The sequence below is a fragment of the Rhizobium sp. 11_C7_N12_5 genome (assembly GCF_051811145.1).
Lineage (GTDB): Bacteria > Pseudomonadota > Alphaproteobacteria > Rhizobiales > Rhizobiaceae > Rhizobium > Rhizobium lusitanum.
On sequence record NZ_JBPWPY010000001.1, the window covers coordinates 317,034 to 337,898 of the forward strand.

The following is a 20,865-nucleotide window of genomic DNA, read 5'->3' on the forward strand; positions in this document are numbered from 1 at the left end:
CATTATCGGCCATGGTTCAAGGCAGAAAACAATATGAGTGAAATATCCAAGATTCCCCTTGCCATCATCGTCATGGGTGTGAGCGGCAGCGGCAAATCCTCGATCGGCGAGGGCGTGGCGGCTCGGCTCGACATACATTTCATCGAGGGCGATGCGCTGCATCCGGCGGCCAATGTCGAGAAGATGAGCAAGGGCATCCCGCTGACCGACGAGGATCGCTGGCCGTGGCTCGAAAAGATCGGCCAGGAGATCACGGCAAGCCTTGCCAAGGGCGAGGGGATCGCCGTTTCCTGCTCGGCGCTCAAGCGCATCTATCGCGAACGCCTGCGTGCTGCTGCCGGCGGCCATCTCTATTTCATCTATCTTGACGGCTCCAAGGAGCTGCTGACCAAGCGCATGGGCGAACGCAAGGGCCATTTCATGCCCGCCTCGCTATTGGAAAGCCAGCTGCAGACGCTGGAAGTGCCGACCGGCGAGCCTGGTGTCGTCACCGTCGATATCGACGACACGATCGACGGCATTGTCGAAGCTGCTCTCAAGGGCCTTGCGGCAATCCGCTAGGCTGAAGATCACGGCGCGAATCGATCCGGCGCATAAGCCGAAATATCGATGAAAGGCTTCTCGCCGGTGATGAGCTCGGCGAGCACGCGGCCGGTCACGGGACCGAGCGTCAGGCCGTGATGCGCATGGCCGAAGGCGAACCATAATCCCTCGTGGCGTGGCGCCTTGCCGATGATGGGCATCATGTCGGGCGTGCAGGGGCGGGCGCCCATCCAGGGTTCGGGGTCGAGCCGTTCGCCGAGCGGGAAGACGGTGCGGGCGACGGCCTCGGCGCGGTCGAGCTGCACCGGCGTCTTTGGTGCGTCGCGCAGCGCGAATTCCGCCCCCGTCGTCAGCCGGATGCCGCGGCTCATCGGCGCCAGCAGATAGCCGCGTTCGGCATCCAGCGTCCAATTGTTGAGAACGGCATTGCCCTCGGCGGCATAGTGCATGTGATAGCCGCGCTTCACGCCGAGCGGAAAGGCATAGCCGAAGCGTTTCGTCACCAGGTCTGCCCAGGGTCCGAGCGCGACGACGACATCCTCCGCCTCGATCGACCCTTCCGCCGTCACCATTCTCCAGGCCGAGCCGGATCGGCCAAGCGAGACGGCGTCCCCCGTCGTCACGCGGCCGCCGATGCTTTCGAAGTAACGGCGATAGGCTGATGTCAGCCCATGCGGATCGACCACCGACCATGGATCGCGCCAGCGCAAGGCGCCGGCAAAGCTGTCTTTGAGATGCGGCTCCGCCGTCGCCACGTCCGCGCTGGTCAGCGCATCGTAGGCGATGCCGAATTCGCGGTTGAGACGTTCGGCTTCGGCAAACTCCGCGTCGCGTTTCTCGTTCGAGCGGAAGAGCTCCACCCAACCGTTCTTGCGGATCAGCTCCTTGGCGTGGGCGGCTTCGATGAGGTCGTTGTGTTCGCTCACGGAATGCTCGATCAATGGTGCATATGCGCGCGAGATCATCTCATGGCGCTTGGTGTTGGAATTCCACCAATAGCGGGCAAGGAAGGCGATCTGCGCGGGGAGCGCGCGTAGATGGTAATGCGCATCGACGCGATTGTTGAAGGCGTAGCGCAGCAGCAGGCCGAATTGCTGCGGAAAGCCGTAGGGCACCACGCCCTCGCGCTGGATGAGGCCGGCATTGCCGAAGGACGTTCCCTGGCCGGGCTCCTTCCTGTCGACGAGGACGACCTGGCGTCCCCGCCGCTGAAGGTGGATTGCCGTCGATACGCCGACGATGCCGGCGCCGAGAACGATTGCGTCCTTTGTCATTTTCCCCTGCTATCCGCATGTTCATGGCACTCAGCGCGATCTCACGGAAGGTTTGATATCGTTGCGTGGACTGCGCCCTAAGCATCGAAAATGCCTGCCAAATTTCAGCGGCGCAAATGAAAAATGCGGTCAGGCCGCAGTCTGTCTCAAGCAGGCGTTCTCGGCGCGGATGCGGATAGTGAGAATGATGCCGTTCAGCAGCGAAAAGATCGCTGCATAGAGCGGCATGCCGAAGCAAAGCGGCAGCACCGCTATCTCGGCGACGACAATCACATAGTTCGGATGATTGAGGAAGCGATAGGGCCCATTCGTCACAAGGGGCGCTCCGGGCAATATGATGATACGCGTCGTCCAGCGCTCCTTGAGCGTGGCCAATACCCAGAGACGCAATCCCTGAAGCACCATGAACAGGAGGAGCCAGACGGGATCGACCGGCCGGCCGGTGGCAAGCAGCCACAGGCCGACGAGCCATGCCGCATGCATCGCCACCATGAAGGGATAGTGCTCCCCAGCGCATTCCCGGGCGCCGCGGGCAAGGAGGGCGGCGGTGTTGCGCTTCGCATAGGCCAGTTCCGCCAGCCGCTGCAATGTCACGAAACTCAGAAGAGCGATCGATGGCCACAGCATCATGCGACCCTCTTCAGCGTGATGCAGCTCGCCGTAAACCCCGGCCCCATCGCAACCAATGCCGAACGTTCAGGCAATCCAGCGGCGATCGCGCGTTCCAGCACGAACAACACGGTGGGGGAGGACATGTTGCCGTAATCACCGATCACCTCGCGTTCTATATCGAGCGAGCCGGGCTCGAGACCGAGCGCGCTTTCCAGCGCCGCAAGCACCCTGGCGCCGCCGGGATGGCAGATGAAACGGTCGACATCCGATAGCGAGAGCCCGGCTCGATCGAGAATGCCTTCAATCGCGGCTCTGACATGGGTCTCGGCAAAGACTGGCAGCGATTGCTCGAGGACGATGCCGAAGCCGGTGTCGTCGATCTTCCAGCCCATGATGCCGAGACTGTCGGGGAAGAGATGCTCGCCCGTCGATTCGATTTCGGCGATGCCACCATCTCCGGCCCTCAGGACGCAGGCCGCCGCCCCGTCGCCGAACAGGGCCGTGGCGATGATGTTGGGTCTGGTCAGCTCGTCCAGGCGGAAGGCCAGCGAGCAGAGTTCGATCGAGACGAAGAGGACGACTGCGCCCGGCCGGCTTCTCGCCATTTTCGAGGCAATGGCAAGGCCGGAAACGCCTGCCGCGCAGCCGAGCCCGAAGATCGGCACCCGCTCGATATCGCAGCGAAAGCCGAGCTCGCCGGCGAGCCGCGCTTCGAGGCTTGGTGTCACAACGCCGGTGGAAGAGACCGTGACGATGCAATCCACCTGATGAGCTTCGATCCCGGCGCGTTGCAGCGCCCCTATCGCGGTCCGCCGGAAGAGCTCGGTTGCGACTTCGACATAGGCCGCCATGCGATCCTGCCAGCCATGTGGCTGTTCGAACCAGGAAAGCGGCCGCGCCACATGGCGCTTGCGGATGCCGGTGCTTTCGAAGACGCGGGCCAGATATTTGAAATCCTGGAATCGCTCGGAAAACAATCGGCCCGCCGTTTCGGCGGCCTCCGATTGGAGAATGATGTTGTCGGGGGTTGCGACGGCAAGGCTTAGAAGTTTGACGGTATCGATCACGAGTTTCTCCTGCTGCCCTTGGAGGGCGTGCCCTGTGAAACACGCAACGATCGACATCTATTCGATGCCGGGGCGGTCACAAAAGAGTGACGACCGCCAAAGGTCTGAAGAAAAAATATTCTCAGGCGATCCGAATAAAAGCAGCAGGCGGTGTGTTCTCCCCTCGCAACGTCCATTTTGCCAAGGAGACATTCCATGACGACCACAGCATTCCGCCTGGCTTCCATTGCCCTCGGCGCAGGCCTCGCCCTCAGTGCCTTCACCGTTCCGGTTTTCGCAGCCGGCGACAATTCCAGCACGACGCCGACCTGCAAGAAGGGCGAGATCTACGACCAGAAGACGAAGAAATGCGTCAAGCAGCAAGGTGCCAACGTCACGGACGAAAACCGCGCTGACTATGCATATTCGCTGGCCAAGAAGGATCATCGCTATCAGGAAGCGTTGGCGGTCCTCGACACCATGCAGAACCCCAACACGGCCGAAGCGCTGAACTATCGCGGCTATGCCACCCGCAAGCTCGGCCGCACCGATGAAGGTATTTCCTACTATACGAAGTCCGTCGCCATGGATCCGAAATACACGCTGGTCCGCGAATATCTCGGCGAAGCCTACGTCATCAAGGGTCAGATGGATCTCGCCAACGATCAGCTGAGTACGATCAAGGCGCTCTGCGGCAACACGACTTGCGAGGAATACCGCGATCTTCATGCGGCTATCCTGAACCCGTCGAGCCTTTGAGGCCGGGATCGGTTCAACGACAAATGTCATGAGCAGGGAGCTTTGCGAGAAATATGGGAACCATGCCGGTCGCTCGTACCGCAATTTCTGCTTATAGTCTGATAGCATCGGAGCCGCCGAGAAGGCCGGCGGCTCCTGCAAGCGCTGATGTCGCGGAGGATGCCATAGCGAGCGAAGAGGATATCAGGGCGGGCCTGTCCCAACATCTGACGCGGCTGTGGCGCTATGGCGTGGTGCTGTCGCGCCAGCGTGACGTGGCCGACGATCTTGTTCAGGCGACCTGTGTCAGGGCGCTGGAGCGGGCGGCCCAGTTTACATCAGGCACGAGGCTGGATCGCTGGCTGTTTGCGATCCTTCATTCCATATGGCTGAACGAGGTTCGTTCGCGGCGGGTGCGCCTGGGACAGGGCTTTGTCGATGCCGATGAGACGCTGGTTTTCGACGGCGCGCGGGAAACAGAGACGCATATTCTCGCCGGCCAGGTGTTGCGACGGGTGCAGGCGCTTCCGGAGGCGCAGCGCACCGCTGTATTTCTCGCCTATGTCGAAGGACTTTCCTATCGCGAGGTGGCCGACATTCTGGCTGTGCCGATCGGAACCGTGATGAGCCGGCTGGCGGCGGCGCGGGCAAAGCTTGCTGAAGGCATGGGGGCGATGGACGACGGACGGCCTTCGGGGGGCGGGCGACTGGGGAACGGAAATGAGTGAATTGAACAAAGGAAACATGCCCTCGGACGAGCAGCTCACCGCCTTCATTGATGGCGAGCTGGATGCGCCCGATCGCGAAAGGATCGAACGACTGATCGCCGCCGACGAGCGCGTGGCGGAGCGATTCGATCTCCTGTCGCACAGCGCCCTGCCGTTCCGCCAGGCGTTCGAGCCGCTGCTTGCCGAGGCCCCCGCTGCCAAGCTGGAAGCCATGCTCGCCGCCATTCCCGCAGTCCAGGAGCGCAAGACCGGTGCCTTCGATGTCAGCCGCCGAGGCTTCCTTGCGGCAATTGCCGCGAGCTTCGTAGCGGCCATTGCGGTAGACCGCGCGGTGATCGGCATTGGCCATCGTCTCGCCGGGCCGGACGAAGACACCGAATGGCGTGCCGTGGTTGCCGAATATCTCTCCCTCTATACGGCGGATACATTGAGCGCACCGGGCGGCGACCGGGCGCAGCAGACAGCGCAGCTGAACGAAGTTGGCGCTAAGCTGGGCCTGTTGCTGGCGCCCGAAACCGTCGTCATGCCGGGCGTCGACTTCAAGCGTGCCGAGATATTGAATTATGACAGCAAGCCCCTCGCGCAGATTGCCTATCTCGATCCGCAAACCGGACCCATGGCCCTTTGCATCGTCCAGTCCGCCAGGGGAGCGGCTGCGCCGGATATGGAAAATCGCCGCGGCATGAATATCGTCTACTGGTCGAGCGCCACACACGCCTTCATGCTGATCGGCCACGCACCGATCGATCGGATGAAGGCATTGGCGGATAACGTCATGGGCAGGCTCACGGCCTGAGATAACCGGCCTCTTGGAGAGTGCTCTGTTCATCGGCTCAAATCGCGCCGTTCGGTCGCGGCTGCCATCAGCGCAAACGGCAGTTTGCGCTGATGTGGTCGTTTCTTCCGATCTCTGATGCGCGGTCGGAAGAAACGGAAATGCTTAGCCCACGAGTGGACGCGGAAGCACGAGGTCAGAAACCTTGTAGATGTGAAATTCGCTTTCAGAGACGGTATCGAGCTTCTTAAATTTTTCGAGAAAGGCCGGATCGGAAAAGAATTCGTCGACATTGTTCTCGTCGCGGATCGCCTCGATATTCACGACGGTTTTGCCGTCCGTACTTTTCGACAGGTTGCTCCATAGAAATCCTTCCTTCCGTTCCGCAACATAGTGCACGACATCCTGGATGATTTTGAATGCTTCCTCCTGCTTGCCCGGATGGGCATGAATGACGTTCACGACGAACACGGTGGGCTGAGAAGCGAATTGGAACTCGGCTTTTTGGGGATGGGTCACGCGATCTCCGTTCAAAAGTTGTCGGGCGGAATTTGCCGCGTTGCGAGAGATAGCCGGCGACAAAGGCGGAAAAAATGGGCTAGTCATCCGCAGATAATGGACGTTGACGTCCGCAATGGGATTGCTCGCCATGGACAATATCGCCGCGTTGAATGTGTTCGTGATTGCGGCGGAAACCCGCAGTTTTGTCCGCGCCGGAGAGATACTCGGCGTTTCCTCGTCGGCCATCGGCAAAACCATGGCCCGCTTGGAGAAAAGGCTTGGCGTACGCCTGTTTCACCGAAACACCCGCAGCATCGCGATTACCGCCGAGGGTATTATGTTTCTCGAGCGCTGCAGGCGAATTTTCTCCGAGATAGAAGCGGCAGAACAGGAATTGTCGCAAACTATCGCCGCGCCCCGTGGCTGGCTCCGCGTGAGCTTGCCCCTCGCCGGCATGCTTTTCATGCCCACGATCACCAAATTCATGCGCGCGTTCCCGGACGTGATGATCGACCTCGATTTTACGGATCGCCTGGTCGATGTGATCGAAGAGGGGTTCGACGCAGTGGTGCGAACGGGCGAAATGACCGACAGCCGCCTGATGGTGCGGACGCTCGGAAGATTCTCCCACCGTGTTGTCGGGTCGAAGGAGTATTTCGACCGCTTCGGGATTCCCAAAAGGCCGGAAGACCTTTCCGCACACATGTGTCTCCACCACAAATATCCGTCAACCGGCAGGCTGGAACGCTGGCCGTTACGCTACGATGCTGGGGTGGGAAAATTGGAGCTGCCTGTATCGTCGATGGCAAGCACGCTCGAGCCGCTGATCAGTATGGCTGAGGCTGGGCTTGGTGTCGCCTGCCTGCCGCTCTTTACCATCGGCAGGCAAATTGCGGAGGGAAAGCTCGTCTCCGTTCTGGCCGACTATATCGAGGATGTCGGCGAATTCCGCATTCTCTGGCCGTCGAGCCGTCAATTGTCGCCAAAAATACAAGCCTTTGTAAAATTCATGGTGGAAAATCTGTTTCGTCCCTGATGGCCGCCGTTTCGGGTTAGGGGGATGCTGGAAGCAGCGCGACCGAATAGCTAAAATGGCGCGATCTAAAAAGAATTTGGCGAAAACCCATCCTGCTGGTATTCTCGGCCCAACGAAAATCGAATGAGCGCCTGCAGCATGCCGGAAGGTGTCGCTCGGCGCGGTGGAAAAGATACGTGAGTGACCCCGACAGCGGCAAAGCGCCGCAGGCAGACGGGGCGTCGGAAGCAGAGCGCAGGAAGGGTAAATCCTCCCGGCGCGCGAAGCGCAAGCGTGGCGGCCATGGCCGTCCGACCGCTCATTCTGCCGAGGCCAGTCAGGCAGGCAAGCCCAGCCCGGCGGCGACGCGCCCAACAGAGGATGAAGCCGGTTCCCCGGCCAAAAAGCGAAAGCGCCGACGCCGCGCCCGTGGCGGAGCCCATGGTGATGGGCAGCACGCTTCTCCGATACAACAGCCCTCGTCCGCGCCGGAACATCGTGCCGCGTCGGATCATGGACATCCCTCATCGCACAAGAGCGGCAAGAACCGGCGCAAGCACCGCAGCAAACGCGGCTTGCAGGGCCGGCCACTGGCGCATGAGAAGACCGCACAGATTGTCGCCCCGACGAATGCGTTTGCCGCCGGGCACGTGCAGGTCCATGAGGATCATCGCCATGACCGGCAATCGATGCCGCGGCGTGAGGGGCATGCGCAGCATCATCATGCCGAAGGCGATTCCCGTCCGGTCGACCTTTACGCCGCGCTTGATCTCGGCACCAACAATTGCCGCCTGCTGATCGCGCAGCCGACGCGCCCGGGGCAGTTCCGGGTCATCGATGCATTCTCGCGAATCGTGCGTCTCGGCGAGGGGCTTGGCGCCAGTGGACGGCTGTCCGGCGATGCCATGGACCGGGCCGTCGAGGCGCTGCGCATCTGCGCCGCCAAGCTGAAGACGCGTGAGATCCGCCGCATGCGGCTGATCGCGACCGAAGCTTGCCGCGCGGCTGACAATGGCGAGGCCTTCCTCGAGCGCGTCACCGCCGAAACGGGATTGCAGCTGGAGATCATCGACCGCGAGACCGAAGCGCGGCTTGCCGTCTCCGGTTGCTCGTCGCTCGTCGGGCCGGAAGCGCGTTCGGTCGTGCTTTTCGATATCGGCGGCGGCTCCTCCGAGATTGCCGTCATCCGCATCGGCGAAAACCGCTCGAGCCGGCTTGCCAATCATATCACCCATTGGACCTCACTGCCCGTCGGCGTGGTAACGCTTTCGGAGCGGCACGGCGGACGCGACGTAACGCCGGAGCTGTTCGAGACGATGGTGTGCGAGGTTGAGCGCATGCTCGAACATTTCGATTGCCCGCCGGTACAGGGGGCCGCACGCGATAGCGGCGATTTCCATCTGATCGGCACGTCGGGCACGGTGACGACACTTGCCGGTGTGCATCTCGATCTGCCGCGTTACGATCGGCGCAGGGTCGACGGTGTCTGGCTGTCGGACGACGAGGTCAGCGCGATGCAGGCGAAGCTGCTCTCGTGGGACTTTGCCGGCCGCGCCGCCAATCCTTGCATCGGGCCGGATCGCGCTGATCTGGTTCTTGCGGGCTGCGCCATTCTGGAGGCGATCCGCCGCCGCTGGCCGAGCCCGCGCATGCGCGTTGCCGATCGTGGCCTGCGCGAGGGATTGCTTACCGACATGATGGCGGATGACGGCGTTTGGCGGCGGGGCCGCTCGCGCCGCGGTTATCGACCGAGGGACGTAAAGGGGCCGCAGACTTGAGTAAGCCAACCATCGCCGGCAACCGCACGGGCCGCAAGCTCGGCCAGCGCGTCAAGAAAAAGAAGCTGAAGGCCTCCTCGCGGGAGTGGCTGCATCGGCACATCAACGATCCCTATGTGCAGCGAGCCCAGCTTGAAGGCTATCGCGCCCGCGCCGCCTTCAAGCTGCTGGAGATCGACGAGAAGCACCAGATCCTGAAGGGCGCACGCCGCATCATCGATCTGGGTGCGGCACCGGGAAGCTGGTCGCAGATCGCGGCCAAGGTGACCGGCTCGACGGAAGACGATATTCGCGTCGCGGCCATCGACTTTCTGGAAATGGCGCATCTGCCTGGCGTCACCATCCTGCAGCTCGACTTTCTCGACCCGGACGCGCCGCAACGGCTGGTCGATGCTGTCGGCGGTGAGCCGGACTTGGTGATGTCGGATATGGCGGCGCCGACGACGGGCCATCACCGCACCGATCACCTGCGCACCATGCATCTCTGCGAGGTCGCGGCGCATTTCGCAATCGAGGTTCTGGCCGAGGGCGGGCATTTCCTCGCCAAGACCTTCCAGGGCGGCACGGAGCGCGACCTGCTGAACCTGCTGAAGCAGAACTTCCGCCAGGTCGTCCATGTGAAGCCGGGTGCATCCAGGGCGGAATCGGTCGAAATGTTCCTGCTGGCAAAAGGCTTCAAGGGACGCAATGTCGAGCACGGCACAATAAGCGCTTGATTGAGCAGTCGCTTTTGGTCGATGATGTGGTCCCCTCGATACTGAAGGCGGCTCATCATCACCATGCTTCTTTACGTCACGCTCGGTTCCAACGACATTCCGCGTGCTCGCGGCTTCTATGACGCAGTTTTGCCGATCCTCGGCTACCGGCGTCAACGCGAATCGGACGAGGAAATCGGCTATGCCGCCGATGGCGACGTCCGTTGCCGGTTCTGGGTGGTGACCCCCTATGATCACCGCGCCGCAACGATCGGCAATGGCTCGATGGTTGCTCTGCATGCGGAAAGCCGCTCGGATGTCGACGCCTTCCATGCCGCGGCCCTGGCCAATGGCGGCACCGATGAAGGCAAGCCCGGCCTTCGTTCCTTCCATGCCAATTTCTATGCTGCCTATGTGCGCGACCCCGATGGCAACAAGCTGAGCGCCGTCTGCGAAAGACCGGAATAGGCGCCGACGCCTGACTGACGCGTCATCATTTTGCGGCCGGCTGCTGCACCTGTGGCTGCGCGGTGGCTACGCGCTTCAGGCCGGCCTTGTGGCCGGAGACCGTGGCGCCGGCGCTGCGATCCATTCTGATGAAGGGAATAGTGGCAAGCACGGTCAGGGCCGAGATGCAGAAGAAGGCGATGTGGAAATCGCTGACCTGCAGTTCCGTGCCGCGGAAGAAAGTCGAGGTTTCCAGGATCATGGCAGCGACCGCGACGCCGAGCGCCAGGCTGATCTGCTGCATGACGGAGCTCATGGAGGTCGCCTGGCTCGCCTGCTTGTCGCTGATATCGGCAAAGGCGAGCGCATTGATGCCGGTGAAGAAGAACGAGCGCGAGAAGCCGCCGATCAACAGCACTCCGATGATGATGAGATGCGACGTCCACGGCTGGAAGAGGCCGGTGCAGATCGTCGTAATTGTCGTGACGGCCGCAGCCGAAAGAAGTGCTGTCTTGAAGCCGACGGCGGTAAAGACCCGGCGCGCGATGAACTTGGTCGAGATCGCGCCGATCGCGCCGGCAAAGGTGATCAGGCCGGACTGGAACGGATTGAGGCCGAAGCCGAGCTGCAGCATCAGCGGCGTCAGGAAGGGCATGGCGCCGATGCAGATGCGAAACAGCGTGCCGCCGGTGACGGAAGCGCGGAAGGTGCCGTTCTTCAACAGAGACAGGTCGAGGATCGGTGCGGGGTGGCGACGTGCGTGGCCGATATAGAGGAAGCCGCAGACGAAGCCGACGACGATGGCCGAGATGCCGATGTATGGCGGGAGCGCCGGCAGGCTGATGACCGACATGCCGAAGACGACGCCGGCCGCCGCGAAGGACGTCAGCAGGAAGCCGATAGCATCGAGCTTCGGCGGCATGGTGGCCTCGACTTCCGGCAGGAAGATTGACGACAGGATGACGCCGAGAATGCCGACGGGTACGTTGATCAGGAAGATCCAGTGCCAGGAGGCATAGGTGGTGATGAAACCGCCGAGTGGCGGGCCGGCCAGCGGGCCGACAAGTGCCGGAATGGAAAGCAGCGCCATGGCCGAGACCAGATCGCTCTTCTGCGTGGTGCGCACCAGCACCAGGCGTCCGACCGGTGTCATCATCGAGCCACCGACACCCTGCAGGAAACGGGCAAAGACGAATTCCAAGAGGCCGCCCGAAAAGGCGCACATGATGGAGCCGATGACGAAGACGCAGATGGCGATGCGGAAAATGTTCTTCGCACCGAAGCGGTCCGCCATCCAGCCGCTGATCGGGATGAATACCGCGAGCGACACCATGTAGGAGGTCAGCGCCAGTTTGAGGGTGATTGGGCCGACATGCAGATCGTTGGCGATCGCCGGCAGCGCTGTCGCGATGACCGTGGAATCCATCTGTTCCATGAAGAGAGCGACGGCGAGGATCAGCGGAACGATGCGATTCATAGGCGCTTGCCTTGATGGGTCTTATCTTCGGGAAGGCGGACCGCTGGGGAGGCAGTCAGCCGCTCTGTAGTCCTATGTGAAGCCGCTGCCAATCCCGGATTCTGCTCCATGATCGCTCGGAGATCACGTCTTCGTGATGTCCGCTGCCGCGTGGCGCGGAACGCAGGATTTGACATATGCTAAGAGCATGGAAATGCTAAACGCATAAAACGCCGCCCGTGTATTAGCGGAATTGGATTGTCTTGTCATGACCAAATTATCGGTCACGCAAGATCATATTCCCGGCCCTCGTTGCCGGCGGCGATGATAGGCGCAGCTTACGCTGCCCCAGTACAAGGAGTGACATCATGACTGCCGTTCCGCCCCCAGACGCGCACCAGTTCAAATTGGGATCCTGCACCGTCACCGTCATCAAGGACGGTGCCAGTGTCATGGACAACCCGTGGGAAATCTTCGGCTCGAACCAGGCACCGGATACGGTCCGCAAACTGCTGGAGCAGAATCTCCTGCCGACGGAAAAGCTTGTGAACAGCTATACGCCCGCCATTATCGACACGGGTTCCGACGTGATCGTCGTCGACACCGGCATCGGCGCCGCCGGCCGCGCGCGCGGTCTTGGTCGCTTTCGCGAGGGCCTGAAGGCCGTTGGCTATACGCCGGAACAGGTGACCGTCGTCGCTCTGACGCATCTGCACGGAGATCATATCGGCGGGCTGATGGAGGATGGCGTCCCGGCATTTCCGAACGCCCGCTACGTTGCCGGCGAGATCGAATATGGCTTCTGGACCGACAAGGCGCGCGAAGGCACGCCCGCCGAAGGCGGCCAGAAGTCCGTGCTTGCCAATGTGGCGCCCTTCGCCGAGAAGATGACCTTCCTTAAGGATGGCGACCAGATCGTCAGCGGCATGACCGCCATGCTCGCGCCTGGTCACACGCCCGGCCATCTCGTGTTTCATCTGGAATCGGACGGCAAGCAGCTTGTCATGACCGGCGATACCGCCAATCACTATATCCTGTCCGTCGGCCGTCCGGACTGGGAAGTCCGCTTCGATGTGGATAAGACTCAAGCCGCCAAAACCCGGCGGCGCATCTTCGATATGATCGCCGCCGACCGGATTCCCTTCCTCGGCTTCCACATGCCTTTCCCCGCCGTCGGCTTCGTCGAGAAGCAGCCGGAAGGCTTCCGCTACATTCCGAAGACCTATCAGTTCGACTTGTGAGGGCAGGGGGATAGTCCTGCCTTGGCTCCCGGACATAAGCCTTACGCTACAGTCGTGGAATAGATCATCACCCTATCTCGCGACGGAACGGATGGCGGCTGCAAAGGCGGCCGGCGCTTCCTGCGGCAAGTTGTGACCTACCTTGGGAATGACGCGGCGCTCATAAAATGGTGTTGTGAAATGGCTGGCGGCGTAGTCGATCGCATCTGGTGGATCGACCCCGTCGTCTGCTCCCTGCAGAACGACAGTCGGCACGGTGATGTCAGGCTGTTTCGCTAGTAGCGCCTCGATGGGCTGCAACGCCGGATCCCCAGGGATGCCACCGAAGCGATGCCGATAGGAGTGAATGACGATGTCAACGAAATCGGGATTTTCAAACGCGAGATAGCTCTGTTCGAAGGTGGCGTCATCGAATGTCCATGTCGGAGACCATATCCGCCAGATGAAACGGCAAAGGTCGCGGCGATTCTGAGCAAGCCCGGCTCGGCCGCGTTCCGAGTGGAAATAGTACTGATACCAATAACGGCATTCTTCCTCCGGCGAGACCGGGTGTTCGGCCATGGCGATATTCTGGATGTTGTATCCCGTTCCGCAGCTCACCAGCCCTCGAACGCGCTCGGGCCAAAGTGCTGCGACGATACAGGCTGCCCGTCCGCCCCAATCATAGCCCCCGAGCACGGCTGAAGGGATGGATAGCGCATCCATGAATGCCAGCAGATCGGCGCCGAGCGCCGCTTGCTCTCCGGAGCGGAAGGTCTCATCTGACAGGAAACGGGTCGGGCCGTAGCCGCGCAGGAACGGCACGAGACAGCGCCAGCCCTCTGTTGCAAGCTGTTGTGCGACCTCGTCGTAGGCATGGACATCATAGGGGAAGCCGTGCAGCAGGATGACCGGCTTGCCGTCGAGCGGTCCGGTTTCGTGATAGGCGATTTCCAGGACTCCGGCGGTGACGGTCTTCATCCCCGATCTCTCTTCCGTTCAAAGCTGCGCGCCCAGTATGTCCCAGCATGGCAAAGGGAACCTCATACGGCAATCGAAATCCCGAATGCCTGCAACGGTTGCATGCCTAGAGAGCGGATTTCCATAAAAGCCGCCCAAACACTCGCCGTTTGCAGTTTCATGGCACGGTGTGGGGGATGGTGTTATCCACCGGGCGCTTTTCCCTATTCCCTTCCTGTCATAGACGTGTTACCAGCCCTCGCCAACTTCCAAGCAACACTTGCAAGATCGCCCGGTAGACGATTCGTTCCGGAGCCTTGCTGTTTTTCACAGACGAAGGAATTTGGCCATGGCACGCATTATTGAAACGTCAACCGGGTTGGATGCTCTGACATTCGACGACGTGCTCCTGCAGCCGGGACACTCCGAGGTCATGCCCGGCCAGACGAATATTGCCACCCGCATCGCCCAGGACATAGAACTGAACCTGCCGATCATGTCAGCCGCGATGGACACGGTGACGGAAAGCCGTCTTGCCATCGCCATGGCCCAGGCCGGCGGCCTCGGTGTTATCCACCGCAACCTGACGCCGGTCCAGCAGGCCGAAGAGGTCCGCCAGGTCAAGAAATTCGAAAGCGGCATGGTGGTCAATCCGGTGACGATCGGTCCCGACGCGACGCTTGCCGAGGCACTCGCCCTGATGAGGGCGCATGGCATTTCCGGCATTCCGGTCGTTGAAAAGTCGCAACTCCCCGTTGGCATCCTCACCAATCGCGACGTCCGCTTCGCTTCCGATCCTCAGCAGAAGATCTACGAGCTGATGACCCGTGAAAACCTCATCATGGTCACGGACGGCGTGCAGCAGCAGGAAGCCAAGCGCCTGCTGCACAAGCATCGCATCGAGAAACTGCTTGTTGTAGACGGCGAAGGTCGCCTCGTCGGCCTGATCACGGTCAAGGATATCGAGAAGTCGCAGCTCAACCCGAATGCCTCGAAGGATGCGCAGGGCCGCCTGCGCGCCGCCGCCGCCATCAGCGTCGGCGACGACGGCTTCGAGCGCGCCGAACGCCTGATCGAAGCCGGCGTCGACCTCCTGGTCGTGGATACCGCCCATGGCCATTCGCAGCGCGTTCTCGACGCCGTCACCCGCGTCAAGAAGCTCACCAACTCGGTCCGCATCATGGCCGGCAACGTCGCTACCTATGACGGCACGCGAGCGCTGATCGATGCCGGCGCGGACGCCGTCAAGGTCGGCATCGGCCCCGGCTCCATCTGCACGACCCGCATCGTCGCTGGCGTCGGCGTGCCGCAGCTCGCGGCCATCATGTCGGCGGTCCAGGCCGCTCAGGACCAGAACATCCCCGTCATCGCCGATGGCGGCATCAAGTTCTCCGGCGATCTGGCCAAGGCCATCGCCGCCGGCGCTTCCGCCGCTATGGTCGGCTCGCTGCTGGCCGGCACGGATGAAAGCCCGGGCGAGGTCTATCTCTACCAGGGTCGCTCCTTCAAGGCCTATCGCGGCATGGGCTCCGTCGGTGCCATGGCGCGCGGCTCGGCCGATCGCTACTTCCAGGCTGAGGTCCGCGACACGCTGAAGCTGGTGCCGGAAGGCATCGAAGGCCAGGTACCCTACAAGGGCCCGGTCTCGGGCGTGCTGCATCAGCTCGCCGGCGGCCTCAAGGCTGCGATGGGCTATGTCGGCGGCGCCGATCTCAAGGACTTCCAGGAGCGCGCCACTTTTGTGCGCATCTCCGGCGCGGGCCTGCGTGAAAGCCATGCCCATGACGTCACGATCACCCGCGAAAGCCCGAACTATCCGGGTGGAGGCGTCTGATTGATGGCAGATCAAGCCCAAGGCAGCGTCAGGTCCCTGCAGGGCCTGACGGCGATCCTCGCGGCTCTCTGCCTGGCGCTGTTTGCCTGGATCTATGCCGGCTTCGTCACTGCCTTTCGCAATGCGGCGGGGCAGCAGATGCTGGATGCGCGCATCGGCGGCTACGAGCAGGGTGATGTCATTGCCATGGTGCGCTATCTCAAGGATCATCCCGATCTGGCTGCAATCCTGCATTCCATGTATCTCGGACCGGAACTGGTCTTTCCGCTGGTGCGGGCCGGCCTGTTGTTCTGCCTGATGCGTCTGATCGGTCCCGGCGGTTTCTTCTTCGGCCGCCCCCTTCCGCCGGGCGCGACCACAGTCATTTTCTGTCTGCCGGTCTTTTATGGGGTTGTCGATTATGCCGAGAATATCGCCGGCCTCATGCTTTATCCGCCGGCGATGCCATCGGACTCGACCGTAACGCTTCTTTCAAGCGTGCTGCCAATCATCGTGAGGCTGAAGTTCCTGACGCTGGTAGTGACCGTTATTCTGCTGGCCCGTTTCGCGATTTTTCGCTACCTCTCGCCGGACGGCTCCAGACCGTCCTGATCGACCGTTTCGGCTTTCGGAAATTCCAAGGGAGTTGGCGACTTGACAGGCTATGAAATGTTCTGGCCGATGGTGGCGCATGCGGTGCTTGTTTTCATTCTCTATGCATTGCTGGGTTGGCGTCGCCGCGTTCTGGTGAACGACGGCCGGATCAAGCCCTCACAATTTCGCGAAAACCATGCCGGCGACGAGCCTGCGGAAAGCCTGGTGGTGCGCAACAGCATCGCCAATCAGTTCGAGCTTCCCTTGCTCTTTTACGTCTGCTGCATCGTGCTCTATGTGACCCAGGCGGATAACCTGCCTGCCGTGATCCTTGCCTGGCTGTTCGTCGCCACGCGCTATGTGCATGCCTTCGTGCATGTGACCAGCAACAACCTGCGCTACCGCAGCCCGCTCTTTGCCCTGGGCTATATTGTGCTGGCCGGCATGTGGGTCTGGCTCGGCGTCTGGCTCGCCTTCTCCTAAGCGGCGTGCGTAATCGCTGATAGTAACCTGCGGTAACGTATTTGTGTTCTTCCTTTGTCGTTACGCTGCGACCCGGCGACCTATCTTGTCAGCGGGTGGCTTGCAGCAACGTGCCGGCTGCCGGAGAAAAATAGGGAGAACAGGACCATGAGCACGGACAAGCCCATCGTGACGCAGGCGATGATCAACGCCTATGACGAATATACGCATCTGACGCTCGATCGTCGGGGCTTCATGGAAAAGCTGACGAAGCTTGCAGGCTCGGCCGGAGCTGCCGCCGCCATCGCGCCGCTGCTTGCCGCCAACAAGGCGAGTGCCGAGGTCATTGCCGCCGACGACAACAGGGTGAAAGGCAAGGATGTCACCTACGCCGGCAGCAAGGGCGAGATGAAGGGGTATCTCGTCCGTCCGAAGGATGCGGCCGGCAAGCTCGGCGGCGTCATCGTCATCCACGAAAACCGTGGCCTCAATCCGCATATTCGTGACGTGGCGCGCCGTATGGCACTGGAAGGTTTTATCGCGCTGGCGCCGGACTTCCTGTCGCCGCTCGGCGGCACGCCCGAGGACGAGGACAAGGCGCGCGACATGTTCACCAATCTCGACCCGGCGCTGACGGCAGCCAATGCCGAGGCGAGCCTCGCCTATCTCGCCAAGCTCGACGGGGCCAACGGCAAGGTCGGCGCTGTCGGCTTCTGCTGGGGCGGCGGCCTTATCAATCGCTTCGCGACCATTTCGCCGGAATTGAAGGCCGGTGTCGCCTATTACGGCGCGCAGCCGCCGGCGAGCGATGTCCCGAACATCAAGGCCGCTCTTCTGCTGCATTATGCCGGCCTTGACGATCGCATCAATGCCGGAATCGATGCCTATCGCAAGGAGTTGCAGGCCGGCGGCAAGACCTTCGAGATCTTCGTCTATGACGGGGTCAACCACGCCTTCAACAATGATACGTCCGCCGCCCGTTATGACAAGAAGGCTGCGGATCTGGCCTGGGGCCGAACCGTCGAGTTCCTGAAAAAATACGTGGCGTAGGGCGCATCATACGTCGTCGATGCCTCCCGATGAGGCAATCATCATGCACCAAGGCCGAGACCATGGCCGGCCTTGGTCGTCGCAGCCGCAGCGTGCATCTCGACTATACTTAAAATTGGAATTTTCCCTTTTACGCGCGTTGAACGCGTGTATGCCATAGCGTCTCCACGCCCCGCGTCGTTCCGCATGACAAGGAAACGGGAAATGCATGAGTCCTGATAGCCCCGCCCACACCACGTTCCGCAAGAGGCCGCAGCAGGAACGAAGCATCCAGCGTGTCGACGCCATTCTCGCCGTTGCCGCCAGGTTGATCGCGGAGAAGGGCGTCAGCGCGGTGAAAATGACGGAGCTGGCCACCGTGGCCGGGATCCCGATCGGTTCGATCTATCAGTATTTCCCGGACAAGGCCGCGATCGTCAGGGCCTTGCTCGAGCGTCACGCCAATCTCATCCAGCAGAAGGTCGGGGAAGCCTTCGCCGCCGTAAGGTCGCTTGACCATGCCGTGGAACTGGTTTGCGGCATGATCGATTGGTACTACCGCGAATTTCGCGGCGATCCGGCCTATCTGGGCGTATGGTTGGGAACGGAGATAGACAGGGATATCCTGCAGCTCAACATGCAGCACAGCAATCACGTCGCTGAAATATTCCTCAGTAATATCCAGCCCTTCCTGCCGGCCGAAAGCCGCATCGACCTGAAGGCGCGCACGCAGCTCTTCAGCCATCTGATCGGCGCATCCGTCCGCTTTGCCATCATGAGCGACCATGGAATGTCGATACGCTTGCTGCATGAATGGAAACAGGTGATCCGCGCTACGCTGCTGGCAGAGCCGGCAGCGTAGCAAGATCGGGCAAAGAGGCGCCGGTTGCCGAAAAGGCGCTTACCAGCCCGGCAGGATATGCCCGGCGCGCAGCCTTGGAGAATAGCGGGTGTAGGTCTTCACCTCGCCATCGAGGTCGTCGTCGACCGCTGCCGGCGTGATGTTGTCCAGGCAGGCGGAGATATGGGCGGTGATGGCGTTCATCAGCGACACGGAAAGGCCCGCCCGCTTCATGATGCCGATCTGCACTGGCGGCAGGGGCGGGAAACCGTCGGCCTGGGTCAGCACTTTCATGCCGGTCCTGAGCGCCGATTCCGGCATGACCGAAACCGCCATCCCGGCGAGCACCGCCGCCGCAACCACGGTGCAGGACCAGCTGGTGAACAGGATCTGATAGTCGCGGCCGCCGGCATCGAGCGCCGAGCAGGCAAGCTGGCGCCACTGACAGTCGCGCCGCCCGACGGCGAGCGGGATGGGTGCATCGTCGCGCAGCGGATGGTTGGCCGAGCCGACCCAGCAGAGCGGCTCCGTCCGCACGACATCGGACATTCTCTCACGCGGATTGTGCGTGACGAGCGCGATATCGAGCTCGCCGCGATGCATCCGCTCGGCAAGATCGACCGAGGGTTCGCAGACGATGTAGAGCTCGACGTTCGGATGCGTCTTGGCGAAGCGGCCGATGATCTCGGGCATGTAGCGGTCGGCGTAATCATCCGGCGTGCCGATCCGCAACGTCCCTTCGAGACGGTTGTCGTCGAAGGCGGCCATCGCTTCGTTGTTCAGGCGGATGATGCGGCGGGCGTAGTTGAGCAGTTTTTCGCCTTCGGCGGTCAGGCGGTTGCCGCGGCCGTCCTTGATGAAAAGCTGCTTGCCGACGCGCTCTTCCAGCCGGCGCATCTGCATCGAAACCGCCGACTGTGTCTTGAATACCCGGTCGGCGGCCTTGGTGAAGCTGCCGGAATCCACGATTGCGATGAAGGTCTGCAATTGGTCGAGGTCGAGCGGCGCGGCCATGGTCTCACCTATAAAGGAGTTTGATAGTTATCATTAGAAACATTCGTTGGACTGATCAATAGGGCTTTGGCATCTTCCTGATGCAATTCAGCATACCAATCGAACAGAAGCTCTTATCGAACTTCTCCCGGCCGACGCCCCTTTCCCAGATCATCGGGAAGGGGCTTGGCTAGCGTGTGCCTCAAGGAAAGGACTACGGAAATGCGCACGACAGATCGGACACTTCACCTCGGCCCTGCAACACGGTCGCTGCCGTTGACGGCACGCTTGATGCTTGCTTTCGCCAATGTGGCATCCGGCTGGCGCGCAATCCGCAATCGCCGCGAGATCCACTATCTGAATGAGCTGAACGACAGCCAGCTGAAGGACATCGGCCTGACCCGCCAGGACCTCGACGCCGCGCTGATCACCTCGACCTTCTTCGAGGACCCGTCCAGCCACCTGACTAATTCCGCGCGTCGCCGCACACGCCTCTCCGCCTTCCGCAGCTTCCGCGACTGAAGTCGGAAAATAGTTTCCCCGCAGGGTGATAGCCAATAAGCCCTGCCTCTTTCCCGGTGTTCGGCCTCAGGCCAACACCGGGTTTTTTCTTTTTGTGGATATTGTTCCGACGGCAGACCATGGGCGGACAAGTTGCCTGCAGCGGCAATTGCCTTATGTTACCGCTGATCGAAATTGCAGGGATGTGGCGATGGCAACCGTGATCTTCTTCCACTCTGTCTATGGCTTGCGTTCTCTCGAAAATGAGGCCGTCGAGCGCGTGCAGGCGGCCGGACACAAGGCTTTCGCACCGGATCTCTATGAAGGGCTGATCGCCCGATCGATCGAAGAAGGCTTTGAATTCAAGGACGAAATCGGCTGGCCGACGATTTGCGAGCGCGCGGAATGGGCGATGGCGGGCCTGCCTGCATCGACTGTGCTCGCCGGGTTTTCGATGGGCGCCGCCGTTGCGGCGAGCCTCTGGCCGAAACGGCCGAAGACCGCCGGCGTCCTTTTCCTGCATGGCATCGCCGGAATTGCCGACAATGCCCGCAAGGGCCTGCCCGTTCAGCTCCATCTTGCCGAACCGGATCCGTTCGAACCGGAGGAGGATGTTGCCGCCTGGCGATCGGCGGCCGCGCGGTCCGGGATCGCGGCGGATATATTCACCTATCCCGGCGGCGGCCATCTTTATACCGATGCCAGCCTGCCCGATTATGATGCCGCGGCTGCCGACCTCACCTGGAAGCGAGTCATAAGCTTTCTTGATGCCGTCGACGCCCAAGCTTGAACTGAAACTATTTGTCGCCTAACTTATGGGCATCAGTCATTCAAACAGGATGTG

General features: G+C 61.4%; 23 protein-coding genes. 16 read left to right on the forward strand and 7 right to left on the reverse strand.

Annotation, left to right across the window (positions count from 1 at the left end):
- Nucleotides 1–33: 33 nt before the first annotated feature.
- The gene (locus AB8B29_RS01485; RefSeq protein ID WP_037199003.1) at nucleotides 34–561 is read left to right on the forward strand and encodes a gluconokinase; all 528 of its coding nucleotides are present in this window, start codon (nucleotides 34–36) and stop codon (nucleotides 559–561) included.
- A gap of 8 nt (nucleotides 562–569) precedes the next feature.
- On the opposite strand, the gene AB8B29_RS01490 is transcribed toward AB8B29_RS01485, so the two are convergent.
- The 3 genes from AB8B29_RS01490 to AB8B29_RS01500 all read right to left on the reverse strand — a co-directional run bounded on the left by AB8B29_RS01490 (nucleotide 570) and on the right by AB8B29_RS01500 (nucleotide 3,496).
- Complete coding sequence (locus AB8B29_RS01490; RefSeq protein WP_047640450.1) at nucleotides 570–1,817, reverse strand: NAD(P)/FAD-dependent oxidoreductase; 1,248 nt, start codon at nucleotides 1,815–1,817, stop codon at nucleotides 570–572.
- A gap of 129 nt (nucleotides 1,818–1,946) precedes the next feature.
- Complete coding sequence (locus AB8B29_RS01495; RefSeq protein WP_047561081.1) at nucleotides 1,947–2,444, reverse strand: isoprenylcysteine carboxyl methyltransferase family protein; 498 nt, start codon at nucleotides 2,442–2,444, stop codon at nucleotides 1,947–1,949.
- Nucleotides 2,444–3,496: a type III polyketide synthase gene (locus AB8B29_RS01500; RefSeq protein ID WP_092572986.1), complete on the reverse strand. Its 1,053-nt coding sequence runs from the start codon at nucleotides 3,494–3,496 to the stop codon at nucleotides 2,444–2,446. The genes AB8B29_RS01495 and AB8B29_RS01500 overlap by 1 nt, the downstream gene beginning before the upstream one ends.
- Before the next feature lie 195 nt (nucleotides 3,497–3,691).
- Here AB8B29_RS01500 and AB8B29_RS01505 point away from each other — a divergent pair, with 195 nt between their 5' ends.
- The 3 genes from AB8B29_RS01505 (at nucleotide 3,692) to AB8B29_RS01515 (ending at nucleotide 5,737) form a co-directional block, all read left to right on the forward strand.
- Complete coding sequence (locus tag AB8B29_RS01505; protein ID WP_037198995.1) at nucleotides 3,692–4,234, forward strand: tetratricopeptide repeat protein; 543 nt, start codon at nucleotides 3,692–3,694, stop codon at nucleotides 4,232–4,234.
- A 62-nt stretch (nucleotides 4,235–4,296) separates the two neighbouring features.
- Entirely contained in the window at nucleotides 4,297–4,941 is a 645-nt protein-coding gene (locus tag AB8B29_RS01510; protein ID WP_047640465.1) for an RNA polymerase sigma factor, read from the forward strand.
- Nucleotides 4,934–5,737, forward strand: a complete 804-nt coding sequence (locus AB8B29_RS01515; RefSeq protein ID WP_245297427.1) for an anti-sigma factor family protein — start codon at nucleotides 4,934–4,936, stop codon at nucleotides 5,735–5,737. Before AB8B29_RS01510 ends, AB8B29_RS01515 begins: the two co-directional genes overlap by 8 nt.
- A gap of 144 nt (nucleotides 5,738–5,881) precedes the next feature.
- Here AB8B29_RS01515 and AB8B29_RS01520 read toward each other — a convergent pair whose 3' ends face one another.
- Nucleotides 5,882–6,235, reverse strand: a complete 354-nt coding sequence (locus tag AB8B29_RS01520; RefSeq protein WP_037198993.1) for an antibiotic biosynthesis monooxygenase — start codon at nucleotides 6,233–6,235, stop codon at nucleotides 5,882–5,884.
- Nucleotides 6,236–6,365: 130 nt separating this feature from the next.
- On the opposite strand from AB8B29_RS01520, the gene AB8B29_RS01525 reads away from it, so the two are divergent.
- The 4 genes from AB8B29_RS01525 (at nucleotide 6,366) to AB8B29_RS01540 (ending at nucleotide 10,173) form a co-directional block, all read left to right on the forward strand.
- Nucleotides 6,366–7,253: a LysR family transcriptional regulator gene (locus AB8B29_RS01525; RefSeq protein WP_092572985.1), complete on the forward strand. Its 888-nt coding sequence runs from the start codon at nucleotides 6,366–6,368 to the stop codon at nucleotides 7,251–7,253.
- Between the two features lie 176 nt (nucleotides 7,254–7,429).
- Complete coding sequence (locus tag AB8B29_RS01530; protein WP_047640451.1) at nucleotides 7,430–9,010, forward strand: Ppx/GppA phosphatase family protein; 1,581 nt, start codon at nucleotides 7,430–7,432, stop codon at nucleotides 9,008–9,010.
- Nucleotides 9,007–9,726 (forward strand): RlmE family RNA methyltransferase, encoded by a 720-nt coding sequence (locus AB8B29_RS01535; RefSeq protein ID WP_037198985.1) that lies wholly within the window; start codon nucleotides 9,007–9,009, stop codon nucleotides 9,724–9,726. The genes AB8B29_RS01530 and AB8B29_RS01535 overlap by 4 nt, the downstream gene beginning before the upstream one ends.
- Before the next feature lie 63 nt (nucleotides 9,727–9,789).
- On the forward strand, nucleotides 9,790–10,173 hold the full coding sequence (locus AB8B29_RS01540) for a VOC family protein (RefSeq protein ID WP_037198982.1): 384 nt from the start codon (nucleotides 9,790–9,792) through the stop codon (nucleotides 10,171–10,173).
- A gap of 25 nt (nucleotides 10,174–10,198) precedes the next feature.
- Here AB8B29_RS01540 and AB8B29_RS01545 read toward each other — a convergent pair whose 3' ends face one another.
- A complete protein-coding gene (locus AB8B29_RS01545) occupies nucleotides 10,199–11,629 on the reverse strand; it encodes an MFS transporter (protein WP_113119169.1) in 1,431 nt (476 codons plus the stop codon).
- A 347-nt stretch (nucleotides 11,630–11,976) separates the two neighbouring features.
- Here AB8B29_RS01545 and AB8B29_RS01550 point away from each other — a divergent pair, with 347 nt between their 5' ends.
- Nucleotides 11,977–12,849 carry an MBL fold metallo-hydrolase gene (locus AB8B29_RS01550; RefSeq protein ID WP_439006088.1) on the forward strand — a complete coding sequence of 291 codons (873 nt, stop codon included), beginning with the start codon at nucleotides 11,977–11,979 and terminating at the stop codon, nucleotides 12,847–12,849.
- A 72-nt stretch (nucleotides 12,850–12,921) separates the two neighbouring features.
- On the opposite strand, the gene AB8B29_RS01555 is transcribed toward AB8B29_RS01550, so the two are convergent.
- Nucleotides 12,922–13,809: an alpha/beta fold hydrolase gene (locus AB8B29_RS01555; RefSeq protein ID WP_037198974.1), complete on the reverse strand. Its 888-nt coding sequence runs from the start codon at nucleotides 13,807–13,809 to the stop codon at nucleotides 12,922–12,924.
- A 328-nt stretch (nucleotides 13,810–14,137) separates the two neighbouring features.
- Between AB8B29_RS01555 and guaB the strand changes: the two genes are divergently transcribed.
- From guaB to AB8B29_RS01580, 5 genes are all read left to right on the forward strand, one after another.
- Nucleotides 14,138–15,622 carry an IMP dehydrogenase gene (guaB, locus tag AB8B29_RS01560; RefSeq protein WP_037198972.1) on the forward strand — a complete coding sequence of 495 codons (1,485 nt, stop codon included), beginning with the start codon at nucleotides 14,138–14,140 and terminating at the stop codon, nucleotides 15,620–15,622.
- A 3-nt stretch (nucleotides 15,623–15,625) separates the two neighbouring features.
- Nucleotides 15,626–16,213: a hypothetical protein gene (locus tag AB8B29_RS01565; protein WP_113119167.1), complete on the forward strand. Its 588-nt coding sequence runs from the start codon at nucleotides 15,626–15,628 to the stop codon at nucleotides 16,211–16,213.
- A gap of 42 nt (nucleotides 16,214–16,255) precedes the next feature.
- Nucleotides 16,256–16,678, forward strand: coding sequence for an MAPEG family protein (locus AB8B29_RS01570; RefSeq protein WP_037198967.1), 423 nt, complete (start codon nucleotides 16,256–16,258; stop codon nucleotides 16,676–16,678).
- Between the two features lie 147 nt (nucleotides 16,679–16,825).
- Complete coding sequence (locus AB8B29_RS01575) at nucleotides 16,826–17,707, forward strand: dienelactone hydrolase family protein (RefSeq protein ID WP_047640455.1); 882 nt, start codon at nucleotides 16,826–16,828, stop codon at nucleotides 17,705–17,707.
- A gap of 208 nt (nucleotides 17,708–17,915) precedes the next feature.
- Complete coding sequence (locus tag AB8B29_RS01580) at nucleotides 17,916–18,548, forward strand: TetR/AcrR family transcriptional regulator (protein WP_037198963.1); 633 nt, start codon at nucleotides 17,916–17,918, stop codon at nucleotides 18,546–18,548.
- 39 nt (nucleotides 18,549–18,587) lie between these two features.
- Here the strand turns inward: AB8B29_RS01580 and AB8B29_RS01585 are convergent, their stop codons facing one another.
- Nucleotides 18,588–19,541: a LysR substrate-binding domain-containing protein gene (locus AB8B29_RS01585; RefSeq protein ID WP_037198961.1), complete on the reverse strand. Its 954-nt coding sequence runs from the start codon at nucleotides 19,539–19,541 to the stop codon at nucleotides 18,588–18,590.
- Nucleotides 19,542–19,742: 201 nt separating this feature from the next.
- Here AB8B29_RS01585 and AB8B29_RS01590 point away from each other — a divergent pair, with 201 nt between their 5' ends.
- Both AB8B29_RS01590 and AB8B29_RS01595 read left to right on the forward strand, forming a co-directional pair.
- Entirely contained in the window at nucleotides 19,743–20,042 is a 300-nt protein-coding gene (locus AB8B29_RS01590; protein WP_037198959.1) for a DUF1127 domain-containing protein, read from the forward strand.
- A 190-nt stretch (nucleotides 20,043–20,232) separates the two neighbouring features.
- Nucleotides 20,233–20,811, forward strand: coding sequence for a dienelactone hydrolase family protein (locus AB8B29_RS01595; RefSeq protein ID WP_047640468.1), 579 nt, complete (start codon nucleotides 20,233–20,235; stop codon nucleotides 20,809–20,811).
- Nucleotides 20,812–20,865 lie beyond the last annotated feature (54 nt).